Source organism: Pseudoalteromonas sp. APAL1, assembly GCF_021532475.1.
Lineage (GTDB): Bacteria > Pseudomonadota > Gammaproteobacteria > Enterobacterales > Alteromonadaceae > Pseudoalteromonas > Pseudoalteromonas lipolytica_C.
The window spans coordinates 1-16,486 of record NZ_JAKGAW010000050.1; the positions used below are offsets into that span (position 1 = coordinate 1).

Sequence of the window (16,486 nt, forward strand, 5' to 3'; positions counted from 1 at the left end):
TTGGACCCACCTGACCCCATGCCGAACTCAGTAGTGAAACGAAACAGCGCCGATGATAGTGTGGCATTTGCCATGTGAAAGTAGGACATCGCCAGGCTCCAAATTAAAGAAAGCCCGATTCGAAAGAGTCGGGCTTTTTTGCGTTTTAGCTGTCAGCTTTCAGCCATCAGACATCAGCTGAACTGCGGGGTTGTTTAGTACAGAGACTCCCTCAGCACTCCCTGTTCATTCTCCAGGTAGGTTGGGTAGAGCGGAGCGAAACCCAACACGAGTTAGCGAGTTGCAAGTTAGCAAGGGTAAAGTTGAACTGTGTGGTTGTTTAGTACAGAGCCTCCCTCTGCAACACCCCCCGTAGGAGGCACTTCAGTGCCGAATTCAGACCAGAACAAACACATTCACGGCTAAAGCCATTCCTACAAGTACACTTTGCCTAGAACCTTCGGTAGATGAAGACGCAGCACCAAACACCCACACCGAGCGGCTGATCGCTGACGGCTGAAAGCTGATAGCTCTGTGTTAGGTTTCGCTGCGCTCTACCCAACCTACGCCACGCCTTCCAACTTTCCAGTTACTAACAAAAAAGCCCAGCCGGTTTCCCGGCTGGGCTTCTATATCTAGCAATGATGAGATTACTTAATCATGCTGTAGATAAGCGCAAATACGGCTAGAGAGCCAACTGTTAATACGAACAGTGTGCTCAAGCGGTTTCTGTATTTGTGTAAGCTAGGAACCTTATATACGGCAATCATTGGCATGATGAAAAGGATCATGGCGATGATTGGGCCTGATAGCTGATCCATCATGTCTAAAATACTTGGGTTGATCACTGAGCAATACCAAATAGCGAAGAACATGATGACAGTGCCAATCTTATCAACAAGCTTAGGGTTCATATGCGCTTGTTTACTGACTAAGCCGTTGAAGCTTTCACGGGCACCTAAAAAGTGGCCTAAGAATGAAGACGTAATCGCGATAAAGGCAACTAATGGCCCTAGAGTAGCAATAAACGAGTTATCAGTGATATTGGCAAGGAATGACAAGATAGACACGTTATCTGCTTTTGCTTGTACCATTTGCTCACTAGAAAGCGACAGCACGCATGAAAAAACAAATAATAAAACAAATACAATTAACAATAAGCTGGTGCGCTTCAGAATTGCCTCTGACTTCATTTTGGCATGGTCGCCATAGTGAGCGCGCTGTACATGTACAAAGCTTGATATTGCAGCGGCATGGCTAAACGAGAATACAATGATAGGTATTGATAGCCAAAGTGTTTTCATGAAACCTGAAAACTCAGGGATTGATACATCAGGCATTTGCCAGCTTGGGATCAAGTAAATCGATAAGAAGAACAAGATAGCGACGAGAGGATAAACAAGAATTGCAAAGGCACGTAACATGAGTGCTTCGCCACCTAACATTAGGCTGATCATACCGCCAACGAGCAGGCCAGATAACAGCACGCGTGGTGGTGACTCCATACCTAATTGATTAACGATAAAGCTGTCTACAGTATTGGTTAAGCCAACACCATAAATAAGTAAGATAGGGAAGATAGACAGAAAATACAGTAAAGAAATCAGGCGTCCTGCATTAATGCCAAAGTGTTCTTCTACTACATCGGTAAAGTCTGCTTCAGGCTTTTTTGATGATAAAACAAAGCGGGCTAAGCCTCTGTGAGCTAAGTAGGTCATCGGAAAAGCAAGGCATGCCATGATAATTAAAGGCCAAAATCCGCCGATGCCGATATTAATTGGTAAGAATAAAATCCCTGCACCGACTGCGGTGCCAAATAAACTTAACACCCACTGGGTGTCATGAAGATTCCATTTTGAGTTACTACTTGTTGTCGATGCATCATACTGCATAGCATCTTGATGTGTGTTCATTAGCACTCCACTATTAGAATAATAATTGTCGCGCAGCATATAGAAAAGCGACTAAGAATGCATGTTTTAGCGTTGTATTTAAATAACTATGCTGTAAGGAGAGACTTACAAAGGAAAAAGTTGGGCTTATTGAAATAAGCCCAATTAAGCTATTTATTCTGCAGCTGCAAGTGCGCGAGCTTTAATGTCTGCGGCAAATGCTAAACCTTTCTTAAAACGCGCTTCAGCTGCTGTGATTTCACTTTCATCGCCATTAGCAGCAAGCACCCCTTGTGAAAGGGCTTTATAAAGTGCGGTAATTTGTGCCTCGTAACCGGCTTCAATTGCTTTTTCAACAGTCGTCATGGTTATTCCTTTAATAGATTAAGAGAGCAAAATATTATAGGAACAAGGACTTATTATCTAGGTGGGTTTCACCATTAAGTGGTAGGCGTTAAATCTATAGACTTACTTTGAGATGATAAGAAAGGTGCTGGGTTTCGCTACGCTCAACCCAGCCTACGATATTAAACGGAACGTTTTTAGTCCTGTAAAGCCGATACGACAAAATACGGATTCAGATACTCTTCTTTACTGTTATACAGTAGTGGGCTGCCATCGAGTTTGCTAACCGTTGCGCCTGCTATTTCAGCAATCGCATGACCTGCTCCGGTATCCCACTCACAGGTTGGGCCAAGGCGTGGGTATATATCTGCACTCCCTTCGGCAACAAGGCAAAGTTTTAGTGAGCTGCCTTTTGAAACCATTTCTACATCTTCAAACTGTTTTACGAATTCAGCTAAATCAGGAGAGGGGTGTGAACGACTGCCGACAACACGGATAAGCCCTTTATTTGGTTTACGGGTTACCTTAAGTTCGATACGCTCATCACCTTTATCTTTAAAGGCACCTATTGCTTCTGCAGCAATATACGACACACCTAATGCCGGTGCATCGACAACGGCCAATACCGGTTTACCTTTTTCAATCAAGGCAATGTTTACAGTGAACTCGCCATTCTTTTTAATGAACTCTTTGGTGCCATCAATTGGGTCTACTAACCAGTAGCGTTGCCAAGTTTGACGGATATCCCAGCTAATATCAGCGCTTTCTTCGCTTAGAATTGGTACATCAGGGGTGAGATGTTGTAAGCCATTCACAATCACTTTGTGAGCTGCTAGGTCGGCGTCGGTCACTGGGCTTTCATCAGCTTTGTACTCAACATTAAAGTCCTTTTCGTAAATCCCCATTATTGCACTGCCGGCTTGGCGTGCGAGGAGTAAGATTTCTTCTAGCAGTTCCGTTTGATTCATGACTTAACCTATAATTTGCTGTTGTTTTAAATACGCTACCAGTTCTTGCACCGATTGGTCTAGGCTGTTTTTACTGGTATCGATTTTAATTTCTGGCGATGTAGGGATTTGATAGTCTGAGTCGATACCTGTGAAGTGCTTAATTTCACCTGCACGCGCTTTTTTATAAAGCCCTTTAGGGTCGCGTGTTTCACACACGTCGAGCGGGGTATCTAAAAATACCTCAATAAACTCACCATCCTCTACTAAGTTTCTTACCATATCGCGTTCGCTTTGGAATGGCGAAATAAATGCGGTTAATACCACAAGACCGGCATCGACCATTAGCTTGGCAGTTTCACCTACGCGACGAATGTTTTCCACGCGGTCTTCATCAGTAAAGCTAAGATCTTTACATAAGCCATGACGCACATTGTCGCCATCAAGTAGGTAGGTGTGAACGCCTAACTGGTTTAATGCGCTTTCTAGTGCGTTAGCAACTGTACTTTTGCCTGAACCTGAAAAACCTGTGAACCATAAAATGGCAGGCTTATGCTTTTTTTGCTCACTACGCTGTGATTTGCTAATGGCGTAATTATGCCAAACAATATTTTCATCCATTGTCTTTACTCTCGTTATTGAAATGGGAATACCAGTGGTATGAGTGTTAAAACCGTAATCGAGTAAATAATCGATAAAGGTAAGCCCATGGCAATGTAATCTTTAAGGCGGTAATTTCCCGCGCTGTAAACCATCAAGTTAGTTTGATAACCAAATGGCGAAATGAAGCTCGCTGATGCACCAAATGCGACAGCCATAATAAAAGGCAACGGTGATACATCAAAACCAACGGCGAGTGCATACGCTACCGGAAACGAAAGCGCTGCAGCGGCATTGTTGGTAATGAGTTCGGTAAATAAAACCGTCATTAAGAATATGGCGATAAATGCGCCGTAAGGCCCAAAGTCACCTAATACGTATAACATGGCCGACGAAATTTCACCGGCAAGGCCTGTGCCTATCATGAGTTTGGCAAGGCCAATGGCACTACCGACTACTGCGAGTAACTCTATTGGGAAGCGACGTTTTACTTCACTTAGCTTGATTGTGCCCGTTAGCATTAAACCAATAAGAAGAACGAGTAGGCCTTTTACTAATGGCACTAGGCCAACAATACTTAACCCTAGTACGGTTGCAAAACTTGCCAGCACAATATTTGATTGCTTAGGTTTTAAATGGGTTTGTAAATCAAGGCCTGATATATAAACAAACTCGCGTTTTAAATTGGGCAGCGAGTAAAATGCTTTGCCAGGAGCAAGGATCAAGGAATCACCCGCTTGCAGTTGAACTTTACCTAAGCCACCTTGTAAACGGTCATGGCCGCGGCGAATGGCAATAACGGCTGCATGAAATTGTTCACGAAAGCGAATTTCTTTAATTGTTTTACCAATGTATTTTGATGAATGACTAACAACAACTTCAACTAGGTGCTCAACGTCTTTCTCATGTTTGTCGTGCACAACTTTTAAGCCGTCAAATTGGGTGAGCAGAGGTACTGACTTTATATCACCTACAAACAGCAGTACGTCACCTTCTTTAATAACTTGTTTTGGGGTAACCGCACAAATACGTTTATCACCACGGATTATTTCGGCTAAGAACAAGTCTTTTAATTCACGAAGGCCATTTTCCTCAACACTTTTACCAATTAGTTTAGAGCCTGTTTCGACTTTACCTTCAAGGTAAAAGGGCACCACTTCTTGGTCGTTTTTGCCGTTATCTGGCAAATACTTGAGCATCACTAAAATTGTGATAAGGCCAACGCTCAGTGCGCCTAAACCAATCAAGGTAAAATCAAAAAAGCCAAGCGGCTCCATGCCCGCTTCAACGGCAAAACCATTAACAATTAAATTTGTTGAAGTCCCTATCAGGGTGATCGTGCCACCTAAAATAGCTGTGTACGATAAAGGCAACAAAAGCTTAGACGGTGAATGTGTCGGGCTTTCTTTTATCGCACTGATCAGTGATGCCACTACCGCTGTATTATTAGTAAATGATGACAAAAAGGCGGTTGATAAACCAAGCTTGGTCACCGAACTTGTCAGGCTACCTTTCGAAAGAGACTGAGCAAGCTTTTGCACTAACGTGGTTTTTTCTACCGCTATCGAAACGAGTACAAGTAGAATAAGGGTAATTAAAGAAGGGTTTGCATAGTTAATTAGCATATCTTCAAGACTTATCAGCCCTGCTAAATAGCTAATACCAATGGCGCCGACAAATAACCATGCAGGTTTTAGTCGGGTGCCAAAAAGGCACCCGACTAATACCAGCATAATGCCTGTTAATACCAGCTGTTGATACATGCTTTTTACTTCCTATAACAGGCGAATGGTGATTATTTAAGCTTAGTTATATCAAGCGCTTGCCAATGAGGGAAGTGCTTGCGTACTAATGCGTTAAATTCAACTTCAAAATCGCTAAAGTTACTTTGTTGCTCTTCGGTGCTAAGTAATTGTTCAATCATACCTGCAGCAACGGTCAGGTTAGATAAGCGATCAATTAGGATAAATGCACCTGTTTCATGGTTGTTATGGTACTCATCAGCCAAAATTGTTTCTGTAAGCTCTAGGGTTACAATGGCAATTTCGTTAAGCTGTAATGAGTCAGCTTGACCATGCTCTAGGGTATTAACATCAATCGTGTGATCGATCTTTCTTACCACTGCCGAGGTATTTTTGCTGCCTAACTTAAAGTTGTAGCTTTTACCTAATACTAACGGTGCTTCATGCATCCATACTAATTTAGCTTGAATACGGTTTGTTACAGCAGCATTTGAGGCTGCAGGTACAATCACATCGCCACGACTGATATCAATTTCGTCGTTTAACGTTAAGGTAATTGCTTGGCCTGCTTCAGCGGTATCTAGGTTACCATCGAAAGTGACAATCTCTTTAATGCTCGAGCTTTTACCCGATGGTAATACTTTTACTGCATCACCCACGCTAAGTTTGCCAGACGTTAAAGTGCCTTGGAAACCACGGAAGTCTAAGTTCGGGCGTACTACATATTGCACTGGTAAGCGGGCTTCAAACCCGTTATCAATTTCAGCCGCTGGTGAGTCTTCAAGTAACTCCAGCAGAGGCTTTTCTGTGTAATAAGGTGTGTGCTCTGAGCGTGTTACTACGTTGTCACCTTTCAGTGCTGACATCGGCACAAATTTGATATTAGTAACGTTTAGCTGCTCTGCAAACTTAAGGTAGTCGGCTTTGATTTTCTCGTATACCGTTTCATCGAAATCGACGATATCCATCTTATTGATAGCAACAACAAACTGCTTGATACCTAACGAGTCACAGATAAAGCTATGACGCTTAGTTTGTACTTGTACGCCATAACGCGCATCAACTAAGATAATCGCCACATCACTGGTTGATGCGCCGGTCACCATGTTGCGCGTGTACTGCTCATGTCCTGGCGTATCAGCAATAATGAATTTACGTTTTGCTGTAGAGAAGTAACGATAAGCAACGTCAATGGTAATACCTTGTTCACGCTCTGCTTGAAGACCATCGACAAGAAGTGCTAAATCAAGCTCTTCACCTGCATTACCAACTTTTTCATTGTCTTTATGCAGGGCTGCAAGTTGGTCTTCATAAATTTGGTGACTGTCATGTAAAAGGCGGCCAATCAGCGTAGATTTACCGTCATCTACACTACCACAAGTCAGCATGCGTAAAAGGCTTTTGTCTTGTTGACGCGCAAGGTAGGCGTCGATGCCTAGCTCTCTTACTTCATTAATCGTGTCGTTTGTTTTAGACATTAGAAATAGCCCTCACGTTTTTTCTTTTCCATTGAACCGGCAGAGTCGTGATCAATCACGCGGCCTTCACGCTCAGAAGAGGTAGAAAGCAGCATCTCTTCAATAATTTCAGTTAAGGTTCCTGCTGTTGATTCCACAGCACCCGTTAGCGGGTAACAACCAAGAGTACGGAAACGGACCGATTTCATTTGCGGTACTTCACCTTCTTCTAAAGGCATACGCTCGTCATCAACCATAATAAGCGTGCCGTTACGCTCAACTACAGGGCGCTCTTTGGCAAGATAAAGTGGAACCATTTCAATGTTTTCTTGGTAGATGTACTGCCAAATATCAAGCTCAGTCCAGTTTGAAAGCGGGAATACACGAATACTTTCGCCCGGGTTAACTTGGCTGTTATACGTATTCCAAAGCTCTGGACGTTGGTTTTTTGGATCCCATCTGTGGTGTTTGTCACGGAATGAGTAAACACGCTCTTTAGCACGTGATTTCTCTTCGTCACGACGTGCACCACCAAACGCAGCATCAAAGCCGTATTTGTCTAACGCTTGCTTTAAGCCTTGCGTTTTCATGATGTCGGTGTGTTTAGCTGAGCCATGCACAAATGGATTGATATCAATCGCTAAACCTTCTGGGTTTTTATGGACGATTAAATCAAAACCATACTCTTTAGCAAGGCGGTCACGAAACTCAATCATTTCCTTAAACTTCCAGTTGGTATCAACGTGTAAAAGTGGAAATGGAATTTTTGCTGGGTAAAACGCTTTACGCGCTAAGTGTAATAACACTGATGAATCTTTACCGATAGAATAAAGCATCACCGGGTTTTCAAACTCAGCAGCAACTTCGCGCATGATTTTGATACTTTCAGCTTCTAATTGCTGAAGGTGTGTTAAAGCCATTGTTAGTCGTCCTACTAAAATGATTAAAATTTAAATTAAGCTACGCCAGTTAAAGGCTGGGCAAAGCTGCTGGTTTGCTCGGTTTGACCAAACCATGCAAGCTGATGGTGCAATGATGCAACTTCGCCAATAATTAATAAGGCGGGTGAAATAATGCTATGGCGCGAAATCAAATCTGCCAGCTCACCTAATTGCCCTGTAACCACACGTTGTTCTTTACGTGTGCCGTTTTCGATAATGGCAACGGGTGTGTCTGCACCGCGGCCATGTTTTAATAATTGTGCTTGAATATGTGGTGATTTAATCACCCCCATATAAATCGCTAAGGTCTGATTTGGTTTGGCAAGTGACTGCCAATCTAATTCTTGACCATCTTTTTTACAGTGACCCGTTACAAACTGAATGGCTTGGGCATGATCTCTGTGAGTAAGTGGAATGCCAGCATAAGCACTACAACCTGCAGCAGCAGTAATACCCGGTACGATTTGGTAACGTACTTGATTAGCTGCGAGAACTTGCACCTCTTCACCACCACGGCCATAAATAAACGGGTCGCCACCTTTAATACGGCATACTTTTTTGCCTTGCTTGGCAAAATCGACCAGCATCTGGTTAGTATCTTCTTGTGCAACACTGTGATCGCCTAAACGTTTACCCACGCAAACCAAATCGGCATCACGGCGCACTAAATCCATAATTTCATCAGAAACCAAGTAGTCATATACAACCACGTCGGCTTGTTGCATTAATTGTAGTGCTTTTAGCGTTAATAGCTCAGGGTCGCCAGGACCTGCACCAACAACATATACTTCGCCTTCAGGCTCAGGCTTGGCATCTAACATCTGCTCTAGCTGCGCTGTGGCAGCTTCGGTATTACCCGCTTGAATTTTACTTACGACTGATGAATCAAATACGCCTTCCCAAAACTGGCGACGATCGGCAAAGTGTTTAAAGCGTTGTTTTACTTTGTCACGGAAGCTGCCCACTAAACTTGCTAGTGGCCCAATATGCTGTGGAATAAGCGTTTCGAGTTTTTCACGTAAACGACGTGCTAAAACTGGCGCTGTACCGGCGCTTGAAATTGCAATTGTGATCGGGTCACGGTCAACAATTGATGGAAAAATAAAGCTGCACTTAGGTTGGTCATCTACCACGTTTACGAAGATATTGCGTGCATTGGCAAGCTTAAACACATCCTCATTTACGCTGTCGATATCAGTAGCAGCAATCACTAGCATCTGTTGCTCTAAATACTGCTCTTTGAAAAAGTCGTTAATAAGCGTTACATCACCTTGCTTTGCAAGCTCTTGTAGTTCATCACAAAATGCAGGGGCGACTAAGGTCACGTTGGCGCGGGCTTTTAAAAATGCTCGGCACTTGCGTAACGCAACATCCCCACCGCCGACTACCAGAACAGGCTTGTCGTCTAATTTGGTAAAGATTGGTAAATATTGCACTTTGTCTACACCCCTAAAACACATTGAATAAACTGCTTATTGCAGGTAAGCAGAATATAGTGCTCCATATAAAGTAAAAAATAATTAAAACCAAGTTTATATAGCTAAAAGTTATATATGGTGGTTGTGTTTGGCTTAAGGCTTAGTTAACAAGGGATTGCGGCGAGTTACAAGTAAATTAGTTGCCTTATGGTGATTAGTTATGATTTATAGCCGAATGATAAAAATTTGCTACTATAGGTCACTAAGATAGCAACAAAAAAGTAAACGTAATGAATAAAACACAAACAATCGCTGCTCAAGCGGTGGCGCTGATGGACTTAACAACTCTGAATGACACCGACACCACAGAATCAATTAATAACTTGGTTGCTAGTATTGAGCCAAAACTGGGCATCCCTGCGGCGGTTTGTGTGTACAGCCAATTTGTTAGTGACGCTAAACTGGCACTCGCTGAGCGTGAACTTCAGCACGTAAAAGTGGCGACAGTTACAAACTTTCCTGATGGGGAGCAGCCTTTAGAACAAGTGATAAATGAAACACTGTTTGCCATTGAGCGCGGAGCCGACGAAATTGATTTAGTAATCCCCTATAAAGCACTGATTGCCGGTGATGAGCGCAAAGTTTTAGAGTATGTCAAAGCGTCAAAAGAGGCATGTGGCAGCCAAGCGCAACTTAAAGTCATTATCGAAAGTGGCGAATTAACCGATGATCTTATTGCAACGGCAACTAAGCTGGCAATTAATGGCGGTGCTGACTTCGTTAAAACCAGTACCGGTAAAGTGGCTGTTAATGCAACGCTAGCTGCAACAGCCATCATGTTAAATACCATTAAAGCGACTGGTAAAAAGGTTGGTTTTAAGGCAGCTGGGGGAGTCAGAACAGTCACTGATGCTGCTGAGTATTTAGCCTTAGCCGAATCAATCATGGGTGAAGCGTACTTACAGCCAGAGCTATTTCGTTTCGGCGCTTCTGGGTTATTAAGTGATGTATATGCGACATTAAATGAATCGTGAGAGTGAACAAGAAAAAATAGCACTCGAGCATAGTGCGGCAAAGCTATTTTTACGCTGCTACGAAAAGCAGTTTGGTGTAACCATGCGTAATATCTGGCATAACACACCAAGTAAACCAGATGTGAGTTGTTATAAAGGTGATGAACGGCTCGATATTGAAATAGCGCATTTATATGCCAGTGAAACAGAAGCGATGGCGGTGCTAGGTCGCCCGCTGTCTATCTCAATGCAACGCGATCTCGCTGAAATGGCTTTAGCACCGAGTAACGAACGTTTGCACTGTGCTTTGCATCGATTGCTGGCACAAAAAGCTAAGAAACATTACGAGTCTTCGCAGCCTTGGTTATTAATTCGAAATGCCAGTACTATATGGCATTTTGATGATTTTAAGTCAGTACTTACTCACCTTGATGTGCCTAAGCAGCATCCCTTTCAACAAATTTGGTTGTTATGTGATTTTTATCGTGGTGAGTTGTTGCAAGTAGTGTGATATGTAGCAGGTTAGTGTAGTGAAGGCGCCAATAAAAACGGTGATACAGCCAGTGCTAACACTGGCTGTAAGTTTACTCAGTCAAATTTAAACATACTACCTAAGCTTTCTAAGTGTGACTTGTTGGTTTTGGCAATACACTGTGTATCATCAAGAGATTTTTTAGTTGCTTCATCTGCAAGCCCCGTCACTTTTAGCTTATTTTCTTGCTGATATTCAGTGAGCGCAATCACAGTGGCTTGATCATACTTTACGTCTTCAACGTCAAATTCTTCATAGTGTGGTTGCTGCTTCAAGTAACCTAAACACACTAAATTGAGTCGTGACATCGCCAGGTCTGTTTTTTCATAGTAAGGCATTCTGTGACTCGGAACAGTAACCGATGCTATTGGCGCTTTAGCCGGTGCTGCAGCTGTGGTTACTTTTAGTGGTGCAGGGGCCTTGTAGCCAGCTGCTATGGTGTTGTCGCTATTATAACGATAATAAGTTGTGGGCACTTTTGACTCTAAGAATTCAACGGCTTTTACGATTACTTCGCGCAATGCTTTTTCTTTTGGCGTGTTTGACCAGCCACTTAAATTTCCACCGACAAGTGCACCGCCAAAGTTAGTCGCTGCTGATGTGAAATCGAAGTCTTTACTGCCACCTTCAACGCTGGTTGCGGCTAGAATTCGCGAGGTGCGGGTATCAATTAGGCGTAAATCAATGGCCATGTGTGAGCCTGAGAAACCAGCCGATACTGAACTAAATACATCACCAATAAAACCACCGCTGCCTACACTGGCACCTGAACTATCATCATCGAACTCAGTAACCGCTGCAACTACCACGATTTCGGCACCTTCGATTTCACCATAAGCTGCTCCTGATGCTGCACTTACGCGCCCTGAAACAGCCAGGTCTTGCTCAGATAACACCGCATCGAGTGCTTGTCTTTCTAAAACAATAAATCGATTGGTACTGACTAATGCGGTTGTTAATTGATCTGCCATACCTTCACCGATTTCTTTTCGCCACCAACGCGAATCATTTGATTTATCGGTAAAGCGGGCTACAGCGATGCGAGCTTTTGGGCCGTTATATTGTTGCTGTGCGACTTCATTTACATTTGGACTATTTTTATTACTTGTTGATGTCGACGTGCTTTGACATGCACTCAGTGCTGCTGCAAATAACGTTAGCGAGATCGCCTTGTGTGTTTTTGTGAGCATATGATTTTCCTTAACTGATATCTCATGCAGAAAACTGGCTAACAACAATGTGTGAGCTGTTTGAATTTTTATAGATATAAAGTAGGTAAATCAGTGGCTTGTTAATAGTACTCAGACGAAAACTTTATTCACTGACGCGAAAATCTGCTTGTTTTGTATATTTTTCTCGGTATTGCTTTGGTGAGATCCCATATTGCACTTTGAAGCTTCTTGCGAAGTAGCTTTGTGAACTAAAACCGTTATTTTGGGCAACTTGACCTATTGAGTATGAGCTATTAATAAGCTGCTTTGCTGCTAGTTCAATGCGTGTATTACGTAAATAATCTGAAGGGGTGAGGGAGTAGAGTGATTTCATCTTCAGCTGTAAAGCGCGAGTACTCATACACATTGCTGCGGCGAGCTGTTCAACTGAAAATCCTTCATCTTGATAGTGGGTTAATACCACTTGCTTGAGTTTTTCAGTAAAGCAGTAGTCTTTGTTTTGCACTACCATGGTCTCTGTGGGGCTCGTTGCTATGGGGGCGGCTAGTTGTGCAGTTAAGTGTTGATTTAATAGCTGGCGTAAACTTATCAGACTTTTAACGCGGCTGATCAAAAGAGTCGGTTCGAAAGGCTTACTCAAAAAGTCATCAGCTAACAAGTCAAGCCCTTTTAAGCGGCTTTGCGTATCTGCTTTTGCAGATAAAAGTAACACTGGGACATGGCTGGTGGCAGGATTTTCACGTAGTTTAGCCAGTAGCTGATAACCATCCATAACTGGCATCATCACATCACTAATAATGAGATCTGGTAATTCATCTTGGCAAAGGGAAATCGCGTGTTGGCCATCAGCAGCACAAAGACAGTTAAATTCTTGATTAAATAAGCTGAGCAGTAGCTGTGTCATATCATGATTGTCTTCAACAATGAGAAGGGTTTGTTTAGCACTGCGATGTTCTAAGGTCGTTTTGCTCTGGTTGGTGTTCATAACAACCGGCAATGAAACACTAAAGCAGCTACCTTTACCTATCTCGCTGTGAAGTGTTATTTCTCCTCCATATGCTTCCACAAGTTGTTTTACTAATGTTAGGCCGATACCACTGCCTGATTCGATTGACGCTACACGTGTAAAGCGCTTAAAAACCTGATGCTGATCCTCAACAGCAATACCTATTCCTGTGTCGGTTATATTTATTATGGCTTGTTGCTGATTAACCGTTAGGCTTACGCTGACACTGCCACCTTCAGGAGTGTACTTTAAGGCGTTATTGATTAAGTTACTAAAAATAGAATGGGCGTGATTAGGTGCAATATTCGTCGCACATAATAAATGATCATTATCTTGAAAACTAAACTGTAAGTTTTTTTGCGCAAATAGCGGGGCGAAGTCTTGCGTAAGCTCGGTTAAAAAACGTGCTAATGAATATGGAGAAACAGTGTACACAGCAGTACTTGGTCGTTTGCTTAATTGCAGTAATTGATTAATCAGTTCAAGTAACCGTTGGCTGTTGCGTTTAATACTCGCAAGGTGTGTTTGTGATTGCGTGTCCTGATGTTGCTGTTGCAACTGACTGACAGGGGCAAGGATTAAACTCAGGGGCGTTTTTAGCTCATGACTAATGTTATCTAAGAATTGATCTTTTAATTTGTTTAACGCCACTTCTTTTTGTTTGTCTTGCTCAGCTAGTTTGCGTTTGTAAATTGCATTTAATAGTGACCAAGCCACGCTCAATACGGCAAGAAAATAAACCACGTATGCAATGGGGCTTTGCCACCAGGGCGGCACAACGGTCAGTGTTAATAAAGACTTGGTTTGACTCCATTGTCCATACTGATCTTTTGCTTTAATTAGTAGTTCATATTGCCCAGCAGGGAGTTGTGGATAATTGACTTGGCGAAGACTTGCGTCTGTATAGAGAAACTGCTCATCAAAACCTGCTAATTTATAGCCATATTGATAATGGTTTGGGTTTGCTGGATTTTGTAGAGCGCTAAACTTAAACCCGATGACTCCAGATGATTGCGGCAGAGAAAGCGTGTTAGTGGCATTTATAAGCAAATCAGATTGCTGATCAAAGTAACGCGTCTCAATCGCTTGGTTGTTGAGCAGCAACTCAGTTAAAACTGGGGTAGGTGGCGTATGAGTTAAATCTAACTGCTCAGGATAAAAGTGGTTAAAGCCATTGATGCCACCAAAATAGAGTTCGCCATCAGCAGCTTGAAAGCTCGCGCCGAGGATAAAAGATTGATGCTGAATACCTTGTTCGGGTAAAAATTGCTGTATTTTGCTGGTATGCGGTTGATAGCGGGATAAGCCACCATTTGTAGCAAGCCAAAGGTAACCCTGTTTATCAGCTAAAATATCAAAAATATTGTCATTTGCCAGACCATGTTGCTCTGTTATGTGCTTAACGGCAAAGGTCTGTTTGTCGACTTTATTTAGCCCTTGCATAGTGCCAACCCAAATAGTGTTTTTATTATCCAGTAATAAAGAGGTGACCATATTATGGCTGAGCGCATTTTGTTCTACTGAAGAAGAACGATCATTAAGGAGTGTAAAGTGCTCTGTGTCTATATCTAACTTGTTGAGTCCAGCACGCGTGCCTATCCAAAGCGCATTGTCATCATGATCATAAGCGAGTGTAAAAACAGTGTTGTTAGCTAGGCTGTTACGAGTAGGGTCATGTTGGAAGTGGCGGACACTTCCTGTGCTCGGGTCAAAGCGGGTAAGACCTTGGTTGCTGCCAAGCCAAAGTATATCGTTACCGTTACTCGCAATTGCGTAGACACGATTACTGCTTAACTGATGACTCTGCATCGAGAAGACCGCAAAGTCATCGCTGTCTTGTTGGTATTTAAGTAACCCGCCACCATAGGTTCCTATCCATAATTGCTGTTTATTATCTTCGTGCAGAGCAAAAATATTACTATTAGGGAGTTGAGACTTATAGTTTTTATAGCCATTTTCAGTTCGTAGATTAAGCCCGTCGCGAGTACCTACCCACAACTGGCCATTGCTGCGTTTGATAATAGCGCGAATAAAGTTGTGGCTAAGAGAATCAGCATTGAGAGTTTTTGTTTGATGAGAAAATTGCTGTTGAGAAGGATTGTAGCGCTGCACCCCAAAGCCATCACTACCAATCCATATAACGCCTTGAGGATCTTGATAAACTGACAATAAATAATCACTTTTCAACGAGTTTGTCAGTTGTGCGTCATGTCGATATTGCACTATATCCTGATGAATATTTTTGTCTGCTTCAAGAAAATAAATGCCTTTTCCATAACTTGTGATCCAAAGATTATTACTGCTATCAATTAAACTATCAGTGATCCAGACACCATTAAATTGTGCAATCTCATTGGTCGTGTCGTTTTTTGGCTCGAGCAGGTATAAGCCGTGTTTAGCGCCTACCAAAAGTTGCTGGTTTGCTAAAAGGTTGATGTGCCATAGTGCCGAGGTGATAGTGGCATGCTGTTCAAACTGTTTTGTAACACTATTGAACTTTATTAAGCCATGGCTGGTGGCAAGCCACAACTGGTTATTGCTTGTAACTATATCGCGAATAACAATATTTGGATTACCTGAGAGCTTGATTTGGAAATGTTCAACCTGCTGTTTAGGTAAATTAAACATCGTTAATTTACCTTGTTCATGGCCAAGCCACAGGTTGTCGAACTTATCAAACGCCATTGACCAGATTTTATCATCGCTAAGCGGCAGCAGTGAGCTGGACGAAGTATATGTGCTGAATTGCCCTGTTGTTTTATCTAAGCGGTTTAATCCTTTACTTGCAGTAGCAAACCAAAGCTGATTATCTTTATCTTGTAGACATGCGGTGACCCAATTACCTGAAATACTGCCTTTTAAGCCTGTTGCTTTAAAACGTTTAAATTCGTAACCATCAAATCGATTTAAACCACCTTGGGTTGCAAACCACGTGAACCCTTGTGCATCGTTGATACTACAATTGATGGAGTTTTGGCTTAGCCCTTGTTGACTATCGAAGCTACTTAAATGCAGAGGACGAGCGCTGACTGAGTAACAAATCAGTAGCGTAATAGAGCAAAAAAAACGAAATAATAGGCTATGTTGAGCAGTCAAATTGAACGTCCATTTATTGTAATTGTTCCTATATCGGGTTGATGATAAACTGCTTTTTAATCAATGTTAATATTGATTTTTAATTCAGCAGGTGAGAATTTAACTTATGGGTATCTTTTACACTTGTGTTAATGAATTGCGTAAGTATAATAGGCATCCACTTTGCAGGGGCGTAGTTCCAATTGGTAGAACAGCGGTCTCCAAAACCGACGGTTGGGAGTTCGAATCTCTCCGCCCCTGCCACTTTTACACAATGTGTGAAGTCTGAAATTAAAAATCGGTTTAAACAAGTCTGTTTTTAAGTTTAGATTTTAATGGATTAACCCTGCCAGTGCGCAGGGTTGTT

Annotated in this window: 12 protein-coding genes, 1 tRNA gene and 1 rRNA gene; 4 read left to right on the top strand and 10 right to left on the bottom strand. The window is 42.4% G+C overall.

The window, feature by feature from the left end:
• Positions 1-97, top strand: a 5S ribosomal RNA gene (rrf, locus tag L1264_RS21535); the annotation flags it as partial.
• A gap of 532 nt (positions 98-629) precedes the next feature.
• Here the strand turns inward: rrf and L1264_RS18100 are convergent.
• The 8 genes from L1264_RS18100 to cysG all read right to left on the bottom strand — a co-directional run bounded on the left by L1264_RS18100 (position 630) and on the right by cysG (position 9,339).
• Complete coding sequence (locus tag L1264_RS18100; RefSeq protein WP_199527551.1) at positions 630-1,892, bottom strand: aromatic amino acid transport family protein; 1,263 nt, start codon at positions 1,890-1,892, stop codon at positions 630-632.
• A 153-nt stretch (positions 1,893-2,045) separates the two neighbouring features.
• Positions 2,046-2,237, bottom strand: coding sequence for a hypothetical protein (locus L1264_RS18105; protein WP_063700758.1), 192 nt, complete (start codon positions 2,235-2,237; stop codon positions 2,046-2,048).
• A 176-nt stretch (positions 2,238-2,413) separates the two neighbouring features.
• Complete coding sequence (gene cysQ / locus L1264_RS18110) at positions 2,414-3,184, bottom strand: 3'(2'),5'-bisphosphate nucleotidase CysQ (RefSeq protein WP_054554817.1); 771 nt, start codon at positions 3,182-3,184, stop codon at positions 2,414-2,416.
• 3 nt (positions 3,185-3,187) lie between these two features.
• A complete protein-coding gene (gene cysC / locus L1264_RS18115) occupies positions 3,188-3,784 on the bottom strand; it encodes an adenylyl-sulfate kinase (protein WP_199527552.1) in 597 nt (198 codons plus the stop codon).
• Positions 3,785-3,798: 14 nt separating this feature from the next.
• Positions 3,799-5,526, bottom strand: coding sequence for an SLC13 family permease (locus L1264_RS18120; protein WP_135922819.1), 1,728 nt, complete (start codon positions 5,524-5,526; stop codon positions 3,799-3,801).
• Positions 5,527-5,558: 32 nt separating this feature from the next.
• A complete protein-coding gene (gene cysN, locus L1264_RS18125) occupies positions 5,559-6,983 on the bottom strand; it encodes a sulfate adenylyltransferase subunit CysN (RefSeq protein WP_199527553.1) in 1,425 nt (474 codons plus the stop codon).
• A complete protein-coding gene (gene cysD / locus L1264_RS18130) occupies positions 6,983-7,882 on the bottom strand; it encodes a sulfate adenylyltransferase subunit CysD (protein ID WP_135922817.1) in 900 nt (299 codons plus the stop codon). Before cysD ends, cysN begins: the two co-directional genes overlap by 1 nt.
• 35 nt (positions 7,883-7,917) lie before the next feature.
• Positions 7,918-9,339, bottom strand: coding sequence for a siroheme synthase CysG (gene cysG / locus L1264_RS18135; protein WP_199527554.1), 1,422 nt, complete (start codon positions 9,337-9,339; stop codon positions 7,918-7,920).
• A 272-nt stretch (positions 9,340-9,611) separates the two neighbouring features.
• On the opposite strand from cysG, the gene deoC reads away from it, so the two are divergent.
• Together deoC and L1264_RS18145 are read left to right on the top strand one after the other, a co-directional pair.
• On the top strand, positions 9,612-10,355 hold the full coding sequence (gene deoC / locus L1264_RS18140; RefSeq protein ID WP_199527555.1) for a deoxyribose-phosphate aldolase: 744 nt from the start codon (positions 9,612-9,614) through the stop codon (positions 10,353-10,355).
• Complete coding sequence (locus L1264_RS18145; protein ID WP_135922814.1) at positions 10,345-10,845, top strand: hypothetical protein; 501 nt, start codon at positions 10,345-10,347, stop codon at positions 10,843-10,845. Before deoC ends, L1264_RS18145 begins: the two co-directional genes overlap by 11 nt.
• A 77-nt stretch (positions 10,846-10,922) precedes the next feature.
• Here L1264_RS18145 and L1264_RS18150 read toward each other — a convergent pair whose 3' ends face one another.
• The gene (locus L1264_RS18150) at positions 10,923-12,056 is read right to left on the bottom strand and encodes a CsgG/HfaB family protein (protein WP_135922813.1); all 1,134 of its coding nucleotides are present in this window, start codon (positions 12,054-12,056) and stop codon (positions 10,923-10,925) included.
• 124 nt (positions 12,057-12,180) lie between these two features.
• Positions 12,181-16,140, bottom strand: coding sequence for a two-component regulator propeller domain-containing protein (locus L1264_RS18155; protein WP_199527556.1), 3,960 nt, complete (start codon positions 16,138-16,140; stop codon positions 12,181-12,183).
• Between the two features lie 166 nt (positions 16,141-16,306).
• On the opposite strand from L1264_RS18155, the gene L1264_RS18160 reads away from it, so the two are divergent.
• Positions 16,307-16,383: transfer RNA gene (locus L1264_RS18160), tRNA-Trp, on the top strand.
• The last annotated feature ends 103 nt before the right edge of the window (positions 16,384-16,486 follow it).

Excerpts from the sequence above, each read along its gene's own strand:
- L1264_RS18100 (WP_199527551.1), bottom strand. The coding sequence starts at position 1,892 with ATGAACACACATCAAGATGCTATGCAGTATGATGCATCGACAACAAGT.
- L1264_RS18105 (WP_063700758.1), bottom strand. The coding sequence starts at position 2,237 with ATGACGACTGTTGAAAAAGCAATTGAAGCCGGTTACGAGGCACAAATT.
- cysQ (WP_054554817.1), bottom strand. The coding sequence starts at position 3,184 with ATGAATCAAACGGAACTGCTAGAAGAAATCTTACTCCTCGCACGCCAA.
- cysC (WP_199527552.1), bottom strand. The coding sequence starts at position 3,784 with ATGGATGAAAATATTGTTTGGCATAATTACGCCATTAGCAAATCACAG.
- L1264_RS18120 (WP_135922819.1), bottom strand. The coding sequence starts at position 5,526 with ATGTATCAACAGCTGGTATTAACAGGCATTATGCTGGTATTAGTCGGG.
- cysN (WP_199527553.1), bottom strand. The coding sequence starts at position 6,983 with ATGTCTAAAACAAACGACACGATTAATGAAGTAAGAGAGCTAGGCATC.
- cysD (WP_135922817.1), bottom strand. The coding sequence starts at position 7,882 with ATGGCTTTAACACACCTTCAGCAATTAGAAGCTGAAAGTATCAAAATC.
- deoC (WP_199527555.1), top strand. The coding sequence starts at position 9,612 with ATGAATAAAACACAAACAATCGCTGCTCAAGCGGTGGCGCTGATGGAC.
- L1264_RS18145 (WP_135922814.1), top strand. The coding sequence starts at position 10,345 with ATGAATCGTGAGAGTGAACAAGAAAAAATAGCACTCGAGCATAGTGCG.
- L1264_RS18150 (WP_135922813.1), bottom strand. The coding sequence starts at position 12,056 with ATGCTCACAAAAACACACAAGGCGATCTCGCTAACGTTATTTGCAGCA.